Genomic DNA, 18491 nt, shown 5'->3' on the forward strand with positions numbered 1-18491 from the left:
TGCAGTCCGGCAGCCCGGGCATATCGCACCAGCTACCGGCAAGCCTCTGCGGTACGGGTGTTTCCAGTCGGAGCTGTCGGCACCAATCAAAAGTGCGCCGGCTGTAGCCGCAGATGCTTTTCGGGCGGCCGGGGTTGCCTTCGGGGCCGAAGTATCTATCTTGGGCCGACCATGACCTACTCTGCTCTTTGCCGGGCCACGGCCGCCGTGGCAATGGCCGCCGGCCTGCTGCCCGCCTGCGCCCCCCGCCCTGTTGCCTCCGCTGCTGCGCCCGCCGTCGCGGCCAATCAGTTCGCCCTCGACAGCGCGCTGCGCCGTATTGCCACCCTGCAGGATGAGCGCCGCACGGCGGCCTTGCTGCCCTATCTGGGCCACGCCGAATCCCGCTACCGCCAGGCGGCGGCCGAGGCCCTGGCTTCGGTGCAGGACAAAGCTGCCACGCCCCGCCTGCTGCTGCTGCTGCAGGAAGATGCCGAGCCGCGGGTACGCCAGCTGGCCGCCTATGCCCTGGGCCAGACGGCCGACTCGACGGCTGAAACCGGCCTCTATCAGCAGCTGCCCCACGAAACCGACGCTACGGCTCGCCGCTACGTGCTGGAGGCCCTGGGCCGTTGTACCAGTCGCGCCGGGCTGGCTGCCCTCACGCGCCTGCCGCCCGCCCTGGCCACCGATACGGCCGCGCTCAGCGGCCAGGCCTGGGGCCTGTACCGCGCCGGACTGCGGGGTCTTACTTCGGAAGCTACTGTGGCCCGGCTGATGCAGCTGCTGGCGGCCCCCAATACTACCAGCGCCCGGCTGGCTGCCGCCAACGCCCTGGCGCGCACCCGCGGCCTCAACCTGGCGCCCTACGTCGCCGCCCTCACCGCCACCGCCCGCCAAGACCGGCATTATGCCGTGCGGGCGGGCGCAGCCCAGGCCCTGGCCAAAGCCGCCACCGAGCCCACCGTGCCTGCTGCCCTGGCTGCCCTGGCCCGCCGCGACCCCGACTACCGGGTGCGTCTGAGCGCGTTGCGGGCTATGTCGGGCCCCATGTATGCTCCGGTGAAGGAAGCGGCCTGGGCGGCGCTGACCGACGAAAATGCCCAGGTGGCCCTTGCGGCTGCCGAATTTTTCCTGGCCCACGCCACCAACGAGCCCGGCCCGACACTGCTCGAAAAAGCCCAGGCGCTGCCCCAGTGGCGGGTGCGGGCCACGCTGCTGGCCGCGGCCCTGCGCCAACCTGGCCCCGGCCGCGAAGCTATCCGCCGGGCCGTGCAGGAGCGTTTTACTGCTTCAACCGACGCTTATGAGCGGGGCTACCTGCTGAAAGCGCTGGGCGAAGATCCGGCCGCTTTCGACTTTGTGCGTGAGGCCACCTTCGCGCCCGGCCACTCGCTGGTGGTGGGTACCTACGGCATGGAGGCGCTGGTGGCCCAGCGCCGGCTGCCCGACTTCCCGGCCGCCCGCCAACCCGATTTCGCGCTGGTGCTCCGCCAGGCGGTGCTTGGCGGCGACGTGGCCCAGCTGGGGCTGGCCGCCGAAGCCATCCGCGACCCTAAGCTGAACCTGCGCCCCCTGCTGCCCAATCCCGATTTTCTGCTGGATGCCCGCGCCAAGCTGGTGCTGCCCCGCGACCTGGAGGCTTTGCAGTCGTTGCAGCAAACCGTTGACTACCTACGCGGCGTGAAGCCTACGCCCGTACCGGTGGCCCAGGCCGCCAGCCACCCGATTCTGTGGGATGTAGTGATGGCGCTGCCGGCCGCGCCGCGGGCGGTGGTGCGTACCAGTAAGGGTAACGTAGTGTTGCGCCTGCTCGTGAACGAAGCGCCCGGCTCGGTAGCCAGCTTCGTGCAGCTTATCCGCGAAGGCTTTTACGATGGAAAGAACTTCCATAGAGTAGTACCCAACTTCGTGGCCCAGGGCGGCTGCCCCCGCGGCGACGGCTGGGGCAGTACCGACTACAACCTGCGTTCCGAATTCGCCGACCTGCACTACGGTGAAGGTGCCGTGGGCCTGGCTTCGGCCGGCAAAGACACTGAAAGCTGCCAATGGTTCATCACGCACGCCCCCACACCGCACCTCGACGGCCGCTACACCATTTTCGCCCAGGTTGTTGAGGGCATGGATGTGGTAAGCCGCCTCGAAATTGGCGACCGGATTGATAAGGTAGAGCTGTTGAAATAATTAGTTTGTTTTCCAGGGAGCGTCATACTAAAAACCCCACCCTAGCAGCTGCCAGGGTGGGGTTTACGTTTTTTTCAGCTAACAGCTAACAGCTAACAGCTAACAGCTATTTGTTGTCGTCGCGGCCGTGGGCCTGGGCGGGGGGGGTGGTGGCCTCTACGGCCGAAAAGGCCTCGAGAATCTTGTAGGTATGCGAGGCACCTTTTGGGACCACCCACGAGTTGCCGGGCTCCAGAACGACCATCTGGCCTTCCATATGCAGCTCGGCACGACCTTTCAGCACGTAGCCCACCGTTTCGTAAGCACTGGCCGAAGACTCTTTCGGCTCGCCGGGCTGTTCATTTTCCCACATGCGCATAGAAACATGAACGCCCGAAGCCAGGTACTTTTCGCCATCGGGACCTTTGGGCGAGTGTTGCGAATCTACTTTGGTGATGGTGGTATCAGCCATGATATGCGTTGAATAGAAAGTGTGGGAGTTTAGTTTACTTCTCCGCTAACGCAGCCCGCAACCCTGAGGTTGCTGCTTGCCGCATCGGGTGGGGGGCCAAACCTTCGGCTCCGGCCAGTGGTTACTTCCCTCCCGGATGCTGCCGCCGAGCTGCGGCTGCCAACCAGTTGTCAACTCCCTGCATGGCTCCTCCCTACGACCCCGATTTTCTTGCCCGGTTGGCGCTGGCCCACCAGGCCACGGCGGCTCCGCTGCCCGGTGCCGCCTTCTGCCAGCTGGCCGATCGGCTGCTGGCGCTGTTGTTTCCGGAGCGCGCCCCGCGCCCTCTGCCCAACACCGACGCGCTGGCCGCCACGCTGCGCCTGCTCCAGAACGACCTGGCCGAGCTGCTACGGGCCGTAGCCACGCCTGCCGAGGCCACCCAGTTCGCGGTAGCCTCCATGGCCGCGCTGCCGGCCCTGCGCCAAACGCTGCTACTCGACGCCGAGGCCATTGTGGCCGCCGACCCGGCCGCCCAGGATCTGGCTGAAGTCATTACCACCTATCCGGGTTTCTACGCCACGGCGCTCCACCGCTTTGCCCACGGCCTGCACCGGCGCGGGGTGCCACGGGTGCCGCGCCTGCTCAGCGAGTATGCCCACCAGCGCACCGGCATCGATATCCATCCCGGCGCCAGCATCGGTCCCTCTTTTTGCATCGACCACGGTACGGGTCTAGTTATCGGCGAAACCTGCCTTATTGGGGCGCGGGTGAAGATTTTCCAGGGCGTTACGCTCGGGGCCCTGAGCGTGGGAAAGCACCTGGAGGGCATCAAGCGCCACCCCACCATCGAAGACGACGTAGTAATCTATGCCGGAGCTACTATTCTGGGCGGCAGTACTACCGTTGGCCGCCACAGCATTATTGGCGGCAACGTCTGGCTTACCGAGAGCGTCCCCTCACACTCGCGTGTTTACCATAAAGCCCAAATCCACGTCACCCGCACCGAAGACCCGGCCGGGGACATCCTGTTTTCTATTTGAGAAGTGAGAGAGAACGTCATTCTGAGCTTGCCGAAGAATCTCTACCGCTTCGTTGCGGGCGACATGATTACCATCACGGTAGAGATTCTTCGGCAGGCTCAGAATGACGTTCCTTCTCTCACCTCCCACTTTTAACTCCTAACTTTCCAAAAAATGAAAGCCAATACCATTCTCGACACTATCGGCAACACGCCGCTGCTACGCCTCAACCGCCTGTTCGCCGACCGTCCCGATGTGGAGGTCTGGATGAAGCTGGAACGCGCCAACCCCGGCGGCAGCATCAAAGACCGCATTGCCCTGAGCATGATTGAGGAGGCTGAAAAAAGCGGCATCCTGAAACCCGGCAGCGTTATCATCGAGCCAACTTCGGGCAACACCGGTGTGGGCCTGGCTATGGTAGGCGCCGTGAAGGGCTATAAGGTGACGCTTGTAATGCCCGAGAGTATGAGCATCGAGCGCCGCCGGCTCATGGCCGCCTATGGGGCGTCTCTTGAACTCACGCCCCGCGAAAAGGGCATGAAGGGCGCCATTGCGCGGGCCCAGGAGCTGGTAGCCGCCGACCCCAACGCCTGGATGCCCATGCAGTTCGACAACCCGGCCAACATCAAGGCCCACGTCGAACATACGGCCCGCGAAATTCTGGCCGATGCGCCCGAGGGCTTCGACTATTACATAACGGGCGTAGGTACCGGCGGCCACCTCACGGGCGTAGCCGAGGTGCTCAAGCCGAAGTTTCCGGATTTGCAGGTGTTTGCCGTCGAGCCCGAGCTTTCGCCCGTCATCAGCGGCGGCGCACCCGGTCCGCACCCTATTCAGGGAGTAGGGGCGGGCTTCATTCCCGAAAACCTGCATACCGACCTGCTCGACGGCACCGTGCTCGTCAGCCAGCAAGCCGCCGCCGATATGACCCGCCGCGCCGCCCGCGAGGAGGGTATCTTCATCGGCATCTCCTCCGGCGCCTCGCTGGCCGCCGTGGCTCAAAAACTGGCCGATATGCCCCAGAACAGTCGCGTGCTCACCTTCTGCTACGACACCGGCGAGCGGTATCTGTCGGTAGAAGGCCTGTTTTCCTAACTCCGGATTAACACGGACTTACCTCTGCTGTCCTTGGGCTCACGGATGTTGACAAACCCGCCCAGCCCAAAAGCAAAAAGGCCACCTCAGTTGAGGTGGCCTTTTTAGTTGTTCACAGAATCCGCGAAATCCGAAAAAAAATCGCGCTGATCCGTGGTCCGTGGAGAATATCGGAGTCGAACCGATGACCTCTTGCATGCCATGCAAGCGCTCTAGCCAACTGAGCTAATCCCCCGGAGGTAGTACACGTTTTTGCCGACTGCAAAACGGGAGTGGAGAATATCGGAGTCGAACCGATGACCTCTTGCATGCCATGCAAGCGCTCTAGCCAACTGAGCTAATCCCCCTCGTAGTACTGTACCAAGCTGCCGGTTGCGTTTTGGTGAGGCAAAAGTACGCGCTCTTTTTGATTCTGCAAGGCAGAGCGCAAAAAAAAACGGGCTGGCAACGCTGCCAGCCCGTTTTCAGAATGCTAAGTGGTTCGCTTAGTTGAAGATGTAGCGAAGGCCAACCTGCATGTAGTAGGTAGAGGCTACGCCCACGTTGTCGCGGAACGTTTCGCGCACCAGGCCGCCGCGGTCGAGCTGCAGGCGGAAGGTAGGCTGGGTCGTGCCATTGGCTGCCAGCGAGGCTTCGTTGGTAGGCACCAACACGGAGCTGGCGTTGGTCGTTTTAATGATACCCCAGTCCTTGCTGAGCAGGTTGCCTACGTTGAAGATATCGAGGCTAAGCTGCAGCGTATTGCGCTTGCTGCCCAAATCAACGAACAGGTCCTGGAGAAGCTTGACGTCGAACTGGTTGCGCCACGGCAGCAGGGCGCCGTTACGCTCGGCATACTGACCACGGCGCTTGCTCAGGTACTTGTCCTGATCAACATACGCGAAGAACAGGTCGCTCTGCTCCTGAGGGGTAAAGGTGCGGGCCTCAGCACCCGAACCCACCGTCTGGGGAACGAAGGTGATTTCCGATGCATTGCGCGGGATGTAAATCAAGTCGGCATTAGCGCCGTCACGGTTGAAGTCGCGCGAGTACAGGTAGGAGAAGCGGCCCTGCTGGCTGCCTTCGTAGAACACCGATATGGTGGTAGCCAAGTGGCCGATGTATTCCTTCTTGTAAGAAAGCGAAGCAATTACACGGTCGGGCACTACGTAGCTGGCGTAGCTGAGCGAAAGGTTGTTGGCACCGTTCACGGTCGGCGTCTGCTGCCAGGCCGAGAGAGGCTGGTCGCCGCCGCCATCGAACAGGTTACGCGCATCGGAGCGGGTGTAACCTACCGAGGCGTAAATGCCGCTGGCAAACTGGCGCTCCAGCTTGGCCGTTACCGACCAGTAATAGCCTTTGCTGGCGTTGTCGAGTACAATGGTGTTGAACACGCCGCCGCCGGCAGCGCCATTGGCTACTGCCTGGCCAGCCCCGTTGATGGGGTTGATGAACTTCTGGTTGTTGGCCGAAGGGTAGATCAGCCGGTTGTCGGGGTAATTGCGCACGTTCAGGTTCACGCCATCAACCAGGTTGACATTGCGGAAAACCGCCGTGTTCAGGTCCTTGTTGTAGATACCCTCCAACGAGCCAACCAGCCCACCGGGCAGCTGCACGTCCATGGCCATGCTGGTCTTCCAGGTCTGCGGGAAACGGAAGTCCTCGGACACAGCCGTGATTACGCTTGGAATAACCGTGCCGGCCACCGGTACTGTTTCGGGGCGGTAGAAACCAGGGCTTTCGTTGAAGCCACGGTAGCCGCCGGGCAGCTGGCTGGTGTAGGCACCGGGGTTAGCCGGATCGGGCGCGCTGATAGCATTACCCGAGAAAGTACGCGTTACCTGCAGCAAACCGGCGTCGCCGGCCTGGCTTACAATCCAAACGTAAGGCACGCGGCCTGTGAAGATACCGCTACCACCGCGTAGCTGCACTGTCCGGTCGCCTTTTACATCCCAGTTGAAGCCAATGCGGGGCGAAAACAGGATGCTCGACTTGGGCAGGTTCGATACGTCAATCTTCTGGCCACCGGCGAAGGTCAACGGCTCGATGAGGGGGTGTGGCTTCAGCTTCTCAGGGTAAGTTACGTAGTCAGCACGCAGGCCGAACAGTACCTTGAAATTATCGGCGAACGAGTACTCGTCCTGCAGGTAGGCCGAATACTGGCCGAACTTAAAGGACGGGAAAGCCTGCTCGAAATTGGGAGCGAGCGAGTACGTATAGGCAAAATCAGTCGGCCGCGAGGCAAACAGCTGGGCCGGAGTAGAGGCAGGGTTGCTGGCTACCTGGAAGTCTTCGAACGAGTTGAAGCGGTAGTAGCTGGCGGCAAAGCGCTGGAAACCGTTTTTGGTGATGCTGTAATCGGCCTGCGCACCCAACGTGATGTTGTGGCGGCCGCGCAGCAGCGAGAAGTCGTCGCGCACCGAGTAGATTTCCACGTCGCGCAGGTTGCCCAGCGAGAAGGGCTCATAGCCGAAAGACGTGAAAGGCGTTTCGTCCTTCAGGATGTCGACGAAAGGAAACACAGTGCTAGTAGAGCTGCGCGGGTCGTTCTGCTTGGTGTAGGTACCCCGCAGCGTGTTGGTCATGTTCGAGCCGAGGGTCGAGTTCAATTCGCGCGGCCGAATAGAAGTTAGACTCCTGGAAGTAGCCTGCATTGCGGAAGGGCAACGCATTCAGGTCGTTACGACCCGCGCCAAAAGGAAAATTGACGAGTGGGCTCGACGAGCCGCTTGGGAAGGAAGGTGATTTGCCCTCCGTCTGGCTATAGCGAACGTTGAAGCGGTTGCGGGAGTTTATGTTCCAGTCGATGCGCGCCAGGTACTTAGTGCGGGGGCTCAGGAAGTCGTAACCCGAATAGCCGCCCGTAGAATAGCCGAAACGCTCACTCAGGTACTTGCTTATGTCATCGAGCTCCTGACCTTTAGGCCGCACTACGTTGTTGTTGCCCTGGCCAAAGGGATTTTCTGGGCTGCTCACGGTCCGGTTCTGGCCGGGCGTGCGGTTCTCCTCAATTTCGGCGTTGGCGAAGAAGAAGAGCTTGTCCTTGATGATGGGGCCACCCAAACGGAAGCCGTACTGGTAGAAGCGGGAGTCCTGAATCGGAACCCGCTCATTGCCCACTTTGTCGCCGATAAAGCTTTCGTTGCGGTAGTAGCTATAGGCCGAACCGCTGAAATCGTTGGTACCCGAGCGGGTTACGGCGTTGATGGCCGCGCCGATAAAGCCGGCCTGGCGTACGTCGTAAGGCGTTACGCTTACCACCAGCTGGTCGATGGCATCGAGCGAGAGGGGCGAGCCGCCAGCGGGCAGGTTGCCGCCAATACCGAAGTTGTTGTTGAAGTCGGAGCCGTCAACTGTAAAGTTGTTCTGGCGGTTGTTGCCACCCCCAATGGAGTTGCCGTTGGCCTGGGGCGTGAGGCGGGTAAAATCGTTGAGGCTACGGGTAATGGAAGGCAGGCGCTCAATCTGCTCGCGCTGCACGGCCGTTACCGAACCCTGCTGGTCGGAGTTGATAAGCGAGTTGCGCTTGCCGGCCACCACTACTTCGCCCAGCTGGGTGCTGGTTTCGCTCAGGTTCACGTCGAGCCGGAAGCTCTGGCCCAGGGTCAGGAACAGGTTTTCACGCGTTACATCCTGATAGCCGACAAACGTAATCCGGACGGTATAAGGCCCGCCTACCCGCATGCCCTGAATGTTGAAGCGGCCATCCGAGTTGGTGGGCGCCACGTACTGCGTGTTGGTAGGCGTATGCACGGCAATAACCGTGGCACCAGGTAGTCCCTCTCCGGTTTTGTCGGTAACGATACCGGTCATAGCCGAAGTGGAAACCTGTGCCCAGCTCATGTGCGCCGACAAGAGTGCCATCGGAACCAGCGCTACTGAAGCGTAAAGGTGGCGTCTCATAGAAGAGGGAAATGGGTGAAAAAGGGGCTTTTGAAAAAAAGTAAAAAGCTTCCGCAAAGGTAAGGCCTCAAAGGCCGGTACATGTTACGGAAGTGTGATGTTTGCCTTATTCAAACCTGTAGCCAAGACGCAGAGCGTAAGTTCCGGAAGGCTTAATGGCCGCAAAGGTAACTGGTTGATTTCATAACCTGGGCCTTACGGCCTTAATAAATCGGCTCAGGTAATAATCTGTTTCCAGCGCATTCTCGATAACACCCAGCGAGCTGGAAGAGTGGATAAACTGCACACTCTCAGGCGTCGCCACGGTTACCATCCCTACATGGGTAATAGTATTGCTACCCGGCGAAGCGCCAAAAAACACTAAGTCGCCGGGCTGCAGCTCCTGAGGTTTCACGGGGGCGCCCCACATGGCCTGCTCGTTGCTTGAGCGGGGGATGTTGACATCAATAGCCGCAAACGACTCGTGCAACAGCCCCGAGCAGTCCATGCCCAGGCGGGTGGTGCCACCGTACTTATAAGGTACGCCCTGGTACGAGCGGGCCGTTTCGATTACCTCGGCAATGGGCCTGGATACGTTGGCCGCGATAGGAGCGGCACCAGGCCGGCGCGATACAATCTTGGTGCGGCCGGCCGCTGTTTTCGATTTGGTCTTCACTGTAACCGGTGCCCGGCCGCGGCCGCGGGCCCGCTCGGAAGCCTTTATGCGCGCCATATCGCGCGCCGAGTGGTAACGGCCGTTGTTGTAGTTTACCTTGCCGGCGTTGCAACCCGGCAGCGCACTCAACGCCAGTAGCACTAAAACCGGAAGCGCCCATTGCCGCCACCAGTCCGAATAACTTACCTTCGTACTGTATTCTTGCATTGGGGCAAAGATACGCGCCCACTTCACTTTCCCTCGCTCGCTCATGAACTTCCAGGTGCTGACTCCGGCCTTAGTGGCTCATTTTGAAGAAATTGTCGGCTCGGCTTACGTGTTTACTGCCCAGCGCACCGAAGCCGCCGAGTACGCCGGCTACGGCCGCGACCATACCGAAGACCTGCACTATGCCCCCGACGTAGTGGTAAAGCCCGCTAACGCCAACGAGGTCAGCCAAATTGTGCGCCTCTGCCACGAGCACCATATTCCGGTAACGGCTCGTGGGGCAGGCACGGGCCTGAGCGGCGGGGCGCTACCGCTCCATCAGGGCCTGGTGCTGAGTACCGAGCGGCTGAACAAAATCATCGAAATTGATGAGCGTAACCTGCAGGCCACCGTCGAGCCGGGCGTTATCAACGAGGTATTTCAGAACGCGGTGAAAGCGGTCGGACTGTTTTATCCACCCGACCCGGCCAGCAAGGGCAGCTGCTTTCTGGGCGGCAACCTGGCCCACAGCAGCGGCGGCCCCAAAGCCGTGAAATACGGCACCACCCGCGACTACGTGCTTAACCTGCAGGTAGTGCTGCCCACCGGCGACATCATCTGGACGGCCGCCAACACGCTCAAAAATTCCACCGGCTACAACCTCACCCAGCTTATGGTGGGCTCCGAGGGTACGCTGGGCATCATCACCAAAGCAGTGTTCCGGCTGCTGCCCTTCCCCAGGCACAATATCCTGATGCTGGTGCCCTTCCGGCAGGAGGCCCAGGCAGCCGAAGCCGTGGCGGCCGTGTTCCGGGCCGGCATCATCCCTTCGGGTATGGAGTTCATGGAGCGCGAGGCCATTGCCTGGTCCAGCGACTACCTCCAGATTCCCCTTACGCTAACCGAGGACATTACCGCTCACCTGCTCATCGAACTCGATGGCCAGGATATTGACCAGCTCTACAAGGAAGCCGAGCAGGTGTATGAAGTGCTGGAACGCTACGATGTGGGCGAGATTCTGCTGGCCGACAACGCCACCCAGAAGGACGAGCTCTGGAAAATCCGCCGCAACATCGGCAATGCGGTGCGCTACAACTCAGTATATAAGGAGGAAGATACCGTAGTGCCGCGTGCTGAACTGGCCACGCTGCTCAGGGGCGTGAAGGAAATTGGCCGCCGCTACGGTTTCAAGAGCGTGTGCTACGGCCATGCCGGCGACGGTAACCTGCACGTCAACATCATCCGCGGTGACCTCGACGACGAGATGTGGAACGTGGGCCTGCGCCAGCCCATCACCGAAATCTTCGAGCTCTGCGTGAAGCTCGGCGGCACTATTTCGGGCGAGCACGGCATCGGGTTGGTGCAGAAAGGCTACATCGGCATTGCGCTCCAGAAAGCAAACCTGGATCTTATGCGCGGCATCAAGCAGGTATTCGACCCGCATGGCATCATGAACCCCGGCAAAATCTGGACCACGGATTAGCACGGATTTAAGCGTATTTCACGGAATTTGTTACCCGTTAAAAAGAGAAAGCCACCCTATCAGATGAGGTGGCTTTCTCTTTTTAACGGGCAGCAAATTCTGTAAAATCAGATCAACTGCTTGGTTTACTGGGCGTTCTTCAGCTCGTCCTCACCGCCATAAGGTGTGCCGTCCTTAAGGTCGCCCTTCAGGCCACCCATTTGCGACTGACCGGCCTGCTGCTGGGCTTGGGCCGTGGGGCTGGCTTCGGCCGTGCCGGGCGCGCCTAGCGGCTGGTTGGCGGCTGACTGAGACTTTTCCTGCTGATAGTGCTGGGTAAGTTCGTCGGCCCGGCTGATGTACTGCTGCTTGGCTTCTTCGTGCGACATGCCTTTGTACTTGCTCCAGGCATCCCACTGGCCCTGCGAGAGGCCTCCGGGGCCGTTGGGGTTATCGGGCGTTTCGTCGCCTACTTCATCCCGTTTGGCATCGTGGTCGCCATCGGTGGCCTGCTTGTAAAGGCCGTAAAGTTCGGTCATGTGCGCGGCGGCCATTTCGCCGGGCAGTGTGTCAATACGCTGGGCAGCGGCGTCAAAATCTTGCTGAAGGCTCATATTCGGAGGGTAGAAGAAAGGTGAAGTAAGTTAGGAGGTGGCGAGCAGCGGGAGCCGACAAGGCATTTAGCATCCGGCGGCGGCCCGGCAGTGAGGGTTGTACTAGCCCGGCTCGGCTTTGGTTACAGATGAGCAGCACAGTTTTTTGCCAACCTACGTCGCAATAGTTCGTACTTTTGCCAGCCATATGTGTGGAATTTCCGGAGTATTCGCTTTTACTGAGGCTGGCCGTAGTGCGCTAACCGCCCTGCACGCCTCAACCGACGCCATCGTCAGCCGCGGGCCCGACTCGCAGGGCCACTTTATCTACGACGGTTGCGGCCTGGGCTTTCGGCGCCTGGCCATCCTCGATTTGTCGGCCGATGGCAACCAGCCCATGACTGACGATTCGGGCCGCTATACCATTGCCTTCAATGGCGAAATCTTCAACTTCCGGGAGTTACGGCAGCAGCTTCTGAAGAAAGGCCACACCTTCCACTCGCAGACTGATACCGAAGTAATCCTGCACCTGTACATGGCCGAGGGGCGCAGCTTCCTGAAAAAGCTCAATGGCTTTTTCGCCTTCGCCATTTACGATAAGGAGGAGAACTCGCTGTTCGTGGCCCGCGACCGGATGGGCGAGAAGCCCCTGCTCGTGTACCGCGACGAGGACAAGCTGCTGTTCGCCTCCGAAATGAAGTCGTTGCTGGCGCTGGGCATTCCGCGCAAGCTCGATTTCACTTCGCTGAACCACTACCTGCAGCTCAACTACATCCCCGGTCCGGCCACTATTTTCAAGGGCGTGAAGAAGGTGCTGCCTGGCCATTACCTGTTCATCAAGGAGGGCAAAGTAGTGCGTAAGCAGTGGTACAAGATTCCGTACGACCCCAAAAAGGTAGAGAAGAACAAGGCGACCTACGAGCAGCAGCAAGCTAAGCTGGTAGAGCTGCTCGATGACGCCACCGCCCGCCGCCTTGTGGCCGACGTGCCCATCGGTGCCTTTTTGAGCGGCGGCATCGACTCGAGCGTGGTAGTAGCGCTGGCCACCCGCCACACGCCCCACTTGAACACGTTCAGCATCGGCTTCGCCGATGAGCCCTTCTTCGACGAAACCAAGTACGCCAAGCTGGTGGCCGAGCGCTACAAAACCAACCACACGGTTTTCTCGCTCCGCAACCAGGACCTCTACGACCACATCTTCGATGTGCTGAATTACCTCGACGAGCCTTTTGCCGATTCCTCGGCGCTGGCCGTGTACATCCTCAGCAAGCGCACCCGCGAGAAGGCCACCGTGGCGCTGAGCGGCGACGGTGCCGACGAGTTGTTTGCGGGCTATAACAAGCACATGGGCGAGTTTCAGGTGCGGCAGGGTGGCCTCAAGGCGGAAGCCGTGGCTGGCCTCGATATGCTTTGGAACGTGCTGCCCAAGTCGCGCAATTCCTTTCTGGGTAACAAGGTGCGGCAGTTTCAGCGCTTCTCGCGCGGCATGCTCAGTGGCCCTAAAAACCGCTACTGGGACTGGGCTTCTTTTGCCTCGGAGACTGACGCCCGCCAGCTGTTGAGCCCCGCCTCGCGCCGGAAAATCGGTAAAAAGCTGAATGAGCGTCGCCGACGCGACCTGCTGGAGGGCCTGCATACCGATGGCGACCTGAACGAGGTGTTGCTCACCGACACGACGATGGTGTTGCCCTACGACATGCTCGCCAAGGTGGATATGATGAGCATGGCCAACTCCCTGGAAGTTCGCCCGCCCTTCCTCGACCCCAATGTGGTGCGCTTCGCCTTCTCGCTGCCCGTAAGCAGCAAGATTGACGTAAACATGAAGAAGAGAATCGTGCAGGACGCCTTCCGGCCCATGCTGCCCGAAGAACTCTATAAGCGCCCCAAAAAAGGCTTTGAGGTGCCGCTGCTCAAGTGGTTTCGCGGCGAGCTGCGTCCTCTCATCGAGGACGACCTACTCTCCGACGGCTTCATCGAGGCCCAGGGTATTTTCGCCGTGGAAGCGGTACAGCAACTAAAGAAGCAACTCTTCTCCAACAGCCCCGGCGACGTGCATGCTCGTATCTGGGCCCTCATCGTGTTCCAATGGTGGTGGAAGAAATGGATGGCGTAGGCTGGCTGCGCTACTAACGCTGAAATCCGCGAAACTGATTTGAGTACTATACCAAATAAGTATAGTCTCTATCGGTTTGACCTGCATCCCCGCAAGGAAGAATGAGTTGGCGCAACTGCTTCCGAGCAATTTATTGTACTGTCAAATAGAGCTAGGAGCAATAGCATAACTTTGCGTCCTTCACAGGAAAATTTCGTTCAAACGAATCTAATTATATGAAAATTGCAGTTGTAGGCACCGGCTATGTGGGCCTGGTAACGGGCACTTGCTTTGCCGAAGTCGGCATCGACGTCACGTGCATCGATATCGACCAGCGCAAAATCGACAACCTGCGCCAAGGCATTCTACCCATCTACGAGCCCGGGCTGGAGGAGATGGTGACCCGCAACGTGGATGCCGGACGCCTGCACTTCAGTACCGACTTGGGCGCGGCTATCAAAGACTGCGACGTGGCCTTTATTGCGGTGGGTACCCCTCCCGGCGAGGATGGATCCGCTGATCTGAAGTATGTGCTGGCTGTGGCCCGCGGCATCGGCGAGCATATGAACTCCTACGGCGTTGTCGTGACCAAGAGCACGGTGCCGGTGGGCACGGCCGCCAAGGTGCGCCGCGAAATCGAGCAGGCGCTCGAAAAACGTGGTGCCCAGATTGACTTCGACGTAGCCTCCAATCCTGAATTCCTAAAAGAGGGCGCTGCCATCGACGACTTCCTCAAGCCCGACCGCATTGTGGTAGGCGTGGCCTCCGAGCGGGCCGAGGAAGTGATGAACCGTCTTTACAAGCCTTTCCTGCTTAATGGCCACCCGATTATCTTCATGGATATTCCGTCGGCCGAAATGACGAAGTATGCGGCCAACTCCATGCTGGCCACCAAGATTTCGTTTATGAATGACATTGCCAACCTATGCGAAATCATGGGTGCCGATGTGAACATGGTACGCCGCGGCATCGGTTCCGACGCCCGCATAGGCCCCAAGTTTATCTATCCCGGCATTGGCTACGGCGGCTCCTGCTTCCCCAAAGACGTCAAGGCGCTCATCAAAACGGCTGAGGAAAACGGCTATCAGATGCAGGTGCTGCAGGCCGTGGAAAGCGTGAACGAGGGTCAGAAGGAAGTGCTATTCAACAAGGTAAAAAAACACTTCAGCGGTGAATTGAAGGGCAAGAAGATGGCCATCTGGGGCCTGTCGTTCAAGCCTAAAACCGACGATATGCGCGAGGCTCCCTCGTTGGTCATCATCGAAAAGCTACTGGCCGAAGGCTGCACGGTTTCGGCATATGATCCGGTAGCAGTAGAGGAAGCCAAACACTCGCTCGGCGACCGGATTACCTACGCCGACGACCAGATGGAGGCCCTGATTGACGCCGACGCCCTGCTTATCGTGACCGAGTGGCCCGAGTTCCGGGTGCCCAACTTCACTGTAGTAAGCCGCTTGATGAAGCAGAAGGTTATCTTCGACGGTCGCAACATCTACGACAAGCAGGAACTGGAGCAAGCCGGGTTCGCCTACCATTGCATCGGCATCCGGACCGGCCATCAGGAGCCGGCTTAGATTATCTGGCGGTATCCATTCGGCTACCTGCTCTTCCTTTAGAACTTCTTTGTATGTCTGATAAAAAACGCGTATTAATCACCGGCGGAGCCGGCTTTCTGGGCTCCCACCTCTGCGACCGGTTTCTGGCCGAAGGCTACCATGTCATTGCCATGGACAACCTCATTACCGGCGACCTGGCTAACATTGAGCACCTGTTTGGCAACGAGCACTTCGAGTTCCACCACGCCGATGTGTCGAAATTCGTGTTCGTGCCCGGTAAGCTGGACTACATCCTGCACTTCGCCTCGCCGGCCTCGCCCATCGACTACCTTAAAATCCCCATTCAAACCCTGAAAGTCGGTTCGCTGGGTACCCATAACCTGCTGGGCCTGGCCCGAGTGAAGGGTGCGCGAATGCTGATTGCCAGCACCTCGGAAGTGTACGGCGACCCCGAAATCACCCGCAGGTGGAGGAGTACTTTGGCAATGTGAACCCCGTAGGGCCCCGCGGCTGCTACGACGAGGCCAAGCGCTTCCAGGAAGCCATTACGATGGCCTACCACAACCACCACGGCCTGGAAACCCGCATTGTTCGCATATTCAACACCTACGGCCCGCGCATGCGCCTCAACGACGGCCGCGTGTTGCCTGCCTTCCTGAGCCAAGCGTTGCGCGGCGAAAACCTGACCGTATTTGGCGACGGTTCCCAGACGCGTTCTTTCTGCTACGTGGACGATTTGGTGGAAGGCATCTACCGCCTGTTGCTGAGTAATTACGCCCTGCCCGTGAACATCGGCAACCCCGACGAAATTACCATCAAGGAGTTCGGCGAAGAAATTGCCAACCTGATGGGGGTGGAGTTCCAGCCTACGTTCCAGGAACTGCCCCAGAACGACCCCATGAAGCGCAAGCCCGACATCACCAAGGCCCGTGAAATCCTGAGCTGGGTCCCGAAGGTAGACCGCGCCGAAGGCCTGCGCCGGACGCTGGAATATTTCAAGGAGCATATCACCGAAGTAACCGCCGGTAAGGTGAACAATACCCCGCGTAGTTTCTAGCGCACTATGGCATCCTCAATGAAAACCCCTTACCTAATAACCTTTCCCAAACTTGGTGATCCAGCTATCGGGTACATCTCGGTTGGTGAAGCGGGAAAAACGCTGCCGTTTCCTGTTGCCCGTACTTTCTGGACGTATTTCACGCCCGAAAGCATCGTGCGCGGGCGGCATGCTCACCACGTAACGGAGCAGATCCTGATTGCAGTGGCCGGCCGTATTATCGTGACCACTGAGATGCCGGATGGGGAAATCCAGAACTTCGTCCTGGACTCGCCCCACGTGGGATTATTCGTGCCGGCCAATGCTTGGCACACGATGCAATATTCGCATACGGCGGTGCAACTGGTATTTGCCTCTACGCCCTATGATGAGCAGGACTACATCCGGAAGTATGAGGACTTCCGCCGCATCTGGGGAGAGGTGCAGGATCCGCAGCAAGAACCACAGCAGGGCCAATAGCAGCTACTCTTCGCGGGAGCATCATTGCCAAGTTAGCTTCCGCACTATTTTCTTAAAAAACCAAAAATTATGCCTATTGGCATTTTTTTGACTAACAAAAGTCTGCAATGTCTGCGATACAAAAAGATTCTTATTTTTTATTGTCTAATAAAAATTTAAAATTAATTATAAAATTATGTATTTTATTAGGACTCTTGCCTTTTGTTATTCTTAGCTTCTATAATCATCCGGTTTATGATGACTTTGGAGATGCCGCGAAAACCATAAAATATGGGTCTTGGGGTATTCAAAAAGTCCTATATAATGGCTGGACCGGCCGATATTTTTCATCGTTATTACTTACGTTGGGTAATCCAATGAGTTATCGATGGATTTTTGGGTTCAGGTTTACTCCGTTATTGTTTATGATGATTATAGTATGGGCATTTTATATTTTATTTAAATGGCTGAATCCGAACAATGTCAATGAGAAAAAAAGTAATATGGTATGGCTGTCAGCAGGATTTTTGCTGATTTATCTGTATGCCATGCCCGATATATTTCAAGGCTTTTTTTGGTATACCGGGGCCGCGGTATACCAAATTGGCAACATATTACTGGTAGCAGTTTTTGTTACGAGCTACCAGGTTCTGACGTCCGAGGCTGGCAAGCGAAAGGCTATCCTGATTATTTTAAATATTCTCTTTGTTATAGCGGCTGCCGCTACCAACGAAGTAGTATTGGTTCAAATGGGCGGAACGATTGGCGTATGCTTTTTAGCTAGTATTTACCAGCGCAACCGCGCTTGGCGCTGGTGGCTGATGCTCGGGCTGATTGCGCTTTTCGCCGCCCTGCTGTCCTTGATTGCCCCGGGCAATTTCGTGCGGATGGACGCCCTGCATGACGTGCACGCCCACAGTGTAGTGTACTCAATTCCCCGCTCCGTTTTTTCCGCGTTGGAATTGCTCACTTCTTATAAGGTCTGGACCAGCTTGTTTTTGATTACCATCATCTGGATGCCTTGGGCCAATAAAATAGCGGCCAAAGAACAGTCCTCCTTTCTAAGAGTGCATCCGGTAATTTCGCTGATAGTGATATTTGCCATTGTCTGCCTGTGTTATTTTCCGTTCTGGTGGATATTTGCTTCCTACACTCCGCCCAGAACGGTAAACTCCATCGTCTTTTTCCTAATGGTAAGCTGGGTGGTGACTATGCAGGCAACCGTGAACTGGATGTACCAGCAAAAATTCGCGCTGCCCCAATTGCCGGCTCCGCTGGTACAGGGAGCCGTTTATGTATTTGCCGTGGTCCTTCTGCTCCGAATGACGACGTTACCCGCCGTGTTGGAGCTGGTGCTGAACGCCCGGAAATACGATGCACACATGACCCAGCGCTACGCCTATATCGACGAGCAGAAAAAAGCAGGCAACCTGAATGTACGGGTCGATTCAGTTACCATTGAGAACAGATATTCCATTCTCATGCTCGCCGGAACAGATATTACCACGCATTCCGCCGACGAGAAGAACCGCTATTACGCGGATTATTTTCAGCTTGATTCTATTCAGATTGCTCACGAACCAGTGCTGCCTGCTGATAGCACCAGAGCCCGGTAAGGAATAACCGATGTTACGCATTCGGGTGAGCACTTGAAGCGGTCCGGTTAGGCTGGACAGTTCAGGAGGGTGGGCAGAAGAGGTTGTTGATGAGCGTGTTAAGGCGTTCGATAGCTAATGATAGTGCGCTGTCACCCACGATTATACGAATCAACAGGACTTGCGCCCTCGACGGATTCCAGCCCCGGAGGGGTGGAATGTTGGTAGTAGAGGGGGAAAAGAAAAGCGAAGCCCCCGCGGGGGG

At 58.2% G+C, this 18491-nt stretch carries 13 protein-coding genes, 2 tRNA genes and 1 pseudogene; 9 read left to right on the forward strand and 7 right to left on the reverse strand.

The window, feature by feature from the left end:
* Positions 1 to 171 precede the first annotated feature (171 nt).
* Positions 172 to 2163: a peptidylprolyl isomerase gene (locus D0N36_RS14865; protein ID WP_116942640.1), complete on the forward strand. Its 1992-nt coding sequence runs from the start codon at positions 172 to 174 to the stop codon at positions 2161 to 2163.
* 106 nt (positions 2164 to 2269) lie between these two features.
* Here D0N36_RS14865 and D0N36_RS14870 read toward each other — a convergent pair whose 3' ends face one another.
* Complete coding sequence (locus D0N36_RS14870) at positions 2270 to 2614, reverse strand: cupin domain-containing protein (RefSeq protein ID WP_116942641.1); 345 nt, start codon at positions 2612 to 2614, stop codon at positions 2270 to 2272.
* A 182-nt stretch (positions 2615 to 2796) separates the two neighbouring features.
* Here D0N36_RS14870 and D0N36_RS14875 point away from each other — a divergent pair, with 182 nt between their 5' ends.
* The gene (locus D0N36_RS14875; protein WP_116942642.1) at positions 2797 to 3636 is read left to right on the forward strand and encodes a serine O-acetyltransferase; all 840 of its coding nucleotides are present in this window, start codon (positions 2797 to 2799) and stop codon (positions 3634 to 3636) included.
* Positions 3637 to 3789: 153 nt separating this feature from the next.
* Entirely contained in the window at positions 3790 to 4710 is a 921-nt protein-coding gene (gene cysK, locus D0N36_RS14880; RefSeq protein ID WP_116942643.1) for a cysteine synthase A, read from the forward strand.
* A gap of 161 nt (positions 4711 to 4871) precedes the next feature.
* Here the strand turns inward: cysK and D0N36_RS14885 are convergent.
* From D0N36_RS14885 to D0N36_RS14905, 5 genes are all read right to left on the reverse strand, one after another.
* Positions 4872 to 4945, reverse strand: a tRNA-Ala gene (locus D0N36_RS14885).
* Positions 4946 to 4983: 38 nt separating this feature from the next.
* A tRNA-Ala gene (locus D0N36_RS14890) sits at positions 4984 to 5057 on the reverse strand.
* A 138-nt stretch (positions 5058 to 5195) separates the two neighbouring features.
* Positions 5196 to 7298 carry a TonB-dependent receptor domain-containing protein gene (locus D0N36_RS14895; RefSeq protein ID WP_147320927.1) on the reverse strand — a complete coding sequence of 701 codons (2103 nt, stop codon included), beginning with the start codon at positions 7296 to 7298 and terminating at the stop codon, positions 5196 to 5198.
* Positions 7216 to 8502: a TonB-dependent receptor gene (locus tag D0N36_RS14900; protein ID WP_190242696.1), complete on the reverse strand. Its 1287-nt coding sequence runs from the start codon at positions 8500 to 8502 to the stop codon at positions 7216 to 7218. The genes D0N36_RS14895 and D0N36_RS14900 overlap by 83 nt, the downstream gene beginning before the upstream one ends.
* Before the next feature lie 271 nt (positions 8503 to 8773).
* Positions 8774 to 9454, reverse strand: coding sequence for a C40 family peptidase (locus D0N36_RS14905; RefSeq protein ID WP_242478939.1), 681 nt, complete (start codon positions 9452 to 9454; stop codon positions 8774 to 8776).
* A 43-nt stretch (positions 9455 to 9497) separates the two neighbouring features.
* Between D0N36_RS14905 and D0N36_RS14910 the strand changes: the two genes are divergently transcribed.
* Entirely contained in the window at positions 9498 to 10916 is a 1419-nt protein-coding gene (locus tag D0N36_RS14910) for an FAD-binding oxidoreductase (RefSeq protein WP_116942646.1), read from the forward strand.
* A gap of 125 nt (positions 10917 to 11041) precedes the next feature.
* Here D0N36_RS14910 and D0N36_RS14915 read toward each other — a convergent pair whose 3' ends face one another.
* Positions 11042 to 11509, reverse strand: a complete 468-nt coding sequence (locus tag D0N36_RS14915) for an acyl-CoA-binding protein (RefSeq protein ID WP_116942647.1) — start codon at positions 11507 to 11509, stop codon at positions 11042 to 11044.
* Positions 11510 to 11696: 187 nt separating this feature from the next.
* Here D0N36_RS14915 and asnB point away from each other — a divergent pair, with 187 nt between their 5' ends.
* The 5 genes and pseudogenes from asnB to D0N36_RS14940 all read left to right on the forward strand — a co-directional run bounded on the left by asnB (position 11697) and on the right by D0N36_RS14940 (position 18247).
* On the forward strand, positions 11697 to 13601 hold the full coding sequence (asnB, locus tag D0N36_RS14920) for an asparagine synthase (glutamine-hydrolyzing) (protein WP_116942648.1): 1905 nt from the start codon (positions 11697 to 11699) through the stop codon (positions 13599 to 13601).
* A gap of 215 nt (positions 13602 to 13816) precedes the next feature.
* A complete protein-coding gene (locus tag D0N36_RS14925) occupies positions 13817 to 15154 on the forward strand; it encodes a UDP-glucose dehydrogenase family protein (RefSeq protein ID WP_116942649.1) in 1338 nt (445 codons plus the stop codon).
* Between the two features lie 53 nt (positions 15155 to 15207).
* A pseudogene (locus D0N36_RS14930) lies at positions 15208 to 16193 on the forward strand (UDP-glucuronic acid decarboxylase family protein).
* 18 nt (positions 16194 to 16211) lie between these two features.
* A complete protein-coding gene (locus tag D0N36_RS14935; protein WP_116942650.1) occupies positions 16212 to 16652 on the forward strand; it encodes a sugar 3,4-ketoisomerase in 441 nt (146 codons plus the stop codon).
* A 107-nt stretch (positions 16653 to 16759) separates the two neighbouring features.
* On the forward strand, positions 16760 to 18247 hold the full coding sequence (locus D0N36_RS14940) for a DUF6056 family protein (RefSeq protein ID WP_242478940.1): 1488 nt from the start codon (positions 16760 to 16762) through the stop codon (positions 18245 to 18247).
* Positions 18248 to 18491 lie beyond the last annotated feature (244 nt).

Source organism: Hymenobacter lapidiphilus, from assembly GCF_003417065.2.
GTDB lineage: Bacteria > Bacteroidota > Bacteroidia > Cytophagales > Hymenobacteraceae > Hymenobacter.

Bases quoted from the DNA above. Each gene is read 5' to 3' on its own strand.
- D0N36_RS14865 (WP_116942640.1), top strand. From the start codon at position 172: ATGACCTACTCTGCTCTTTGCCGGGCCACGGCCGCCGTGGCAATGGCC.
- D0N36_RS14870 (WP_116942641.1), bottom strand. From the start codon at position 2,614: ATGGCTGATACCACCATCACCAAAGTAGATTCGCAACACTCGCCCAAA.
- D0N36_RS14875 (WP_116942642.1), top strand. From the start codon at position 2,797: ATGGCTCCTCCCTACGACCCCGATTTTCTTGCCCGGTTGGCGCTGGCC.
- cysK (WP_116942643.1), top strand. From the start codon at position 3,790: ATGAAAGCCAATACCATTCTCGACACTATCGGCAACACGCCGCTGCTA.
- D0N36_RS14900 (WP_190242696.1), bottom strand. From the start codon at position 8,502: ATGACCGGTATCGTTACCGACAAAACCGGAGAGGGACTACCTGGTGCC.
- D0N36_RS14905 (WP_242478939.1), bottom strand. From the start codon at position 9,454: ATGCAAGAATACAGTACGAAGGTAAGTTATTCGGACTGGTGGCGGCAA.
- D0N36_RS14910 (WP_116942646.1), top strand. From the start codon at position 9,498: ATGAACTTCCAGGTGCTGACTCCGGCCTTAGTGGCTCATTTTGAAGAA.
- D0N36_RS14915 (WP_116942647.1), bottom strand. From the start codon at position 11,509: ATGAGCCTTCAGCAAGATTTTGACGCCGCTGCCCAGCGTATTGACACA.
- asnB (WP_116942648.1), top strand. From the start codon at position 11,697: ATGTGTGGAATTTCCGGAGTATTCGCTTTTACTGAGGCTGGCCGTAGT.
- D0N36_RS14925 (WP_116942649.1), top strand. From the start codon at position 13,817: ATGAAAATTGCAGTTGTAGGCACCGGCTATGTGGGCCTGGTAACGGGC.
- D0N36_RS14935 (WP_116942650.1), top strand. From the start codon at position 16,212: ATGAAAACCCCTTACCTAATAACCTTTCCCAAACTTGGTGATCCAGCT.
- D0N36_RS14940 (WP_242478940.1), top strand. From the start codon at position 16,760: ATGTCTGCGATACAAAAAGATTCTTATTTTTTATTGTCTAATAAAAAT.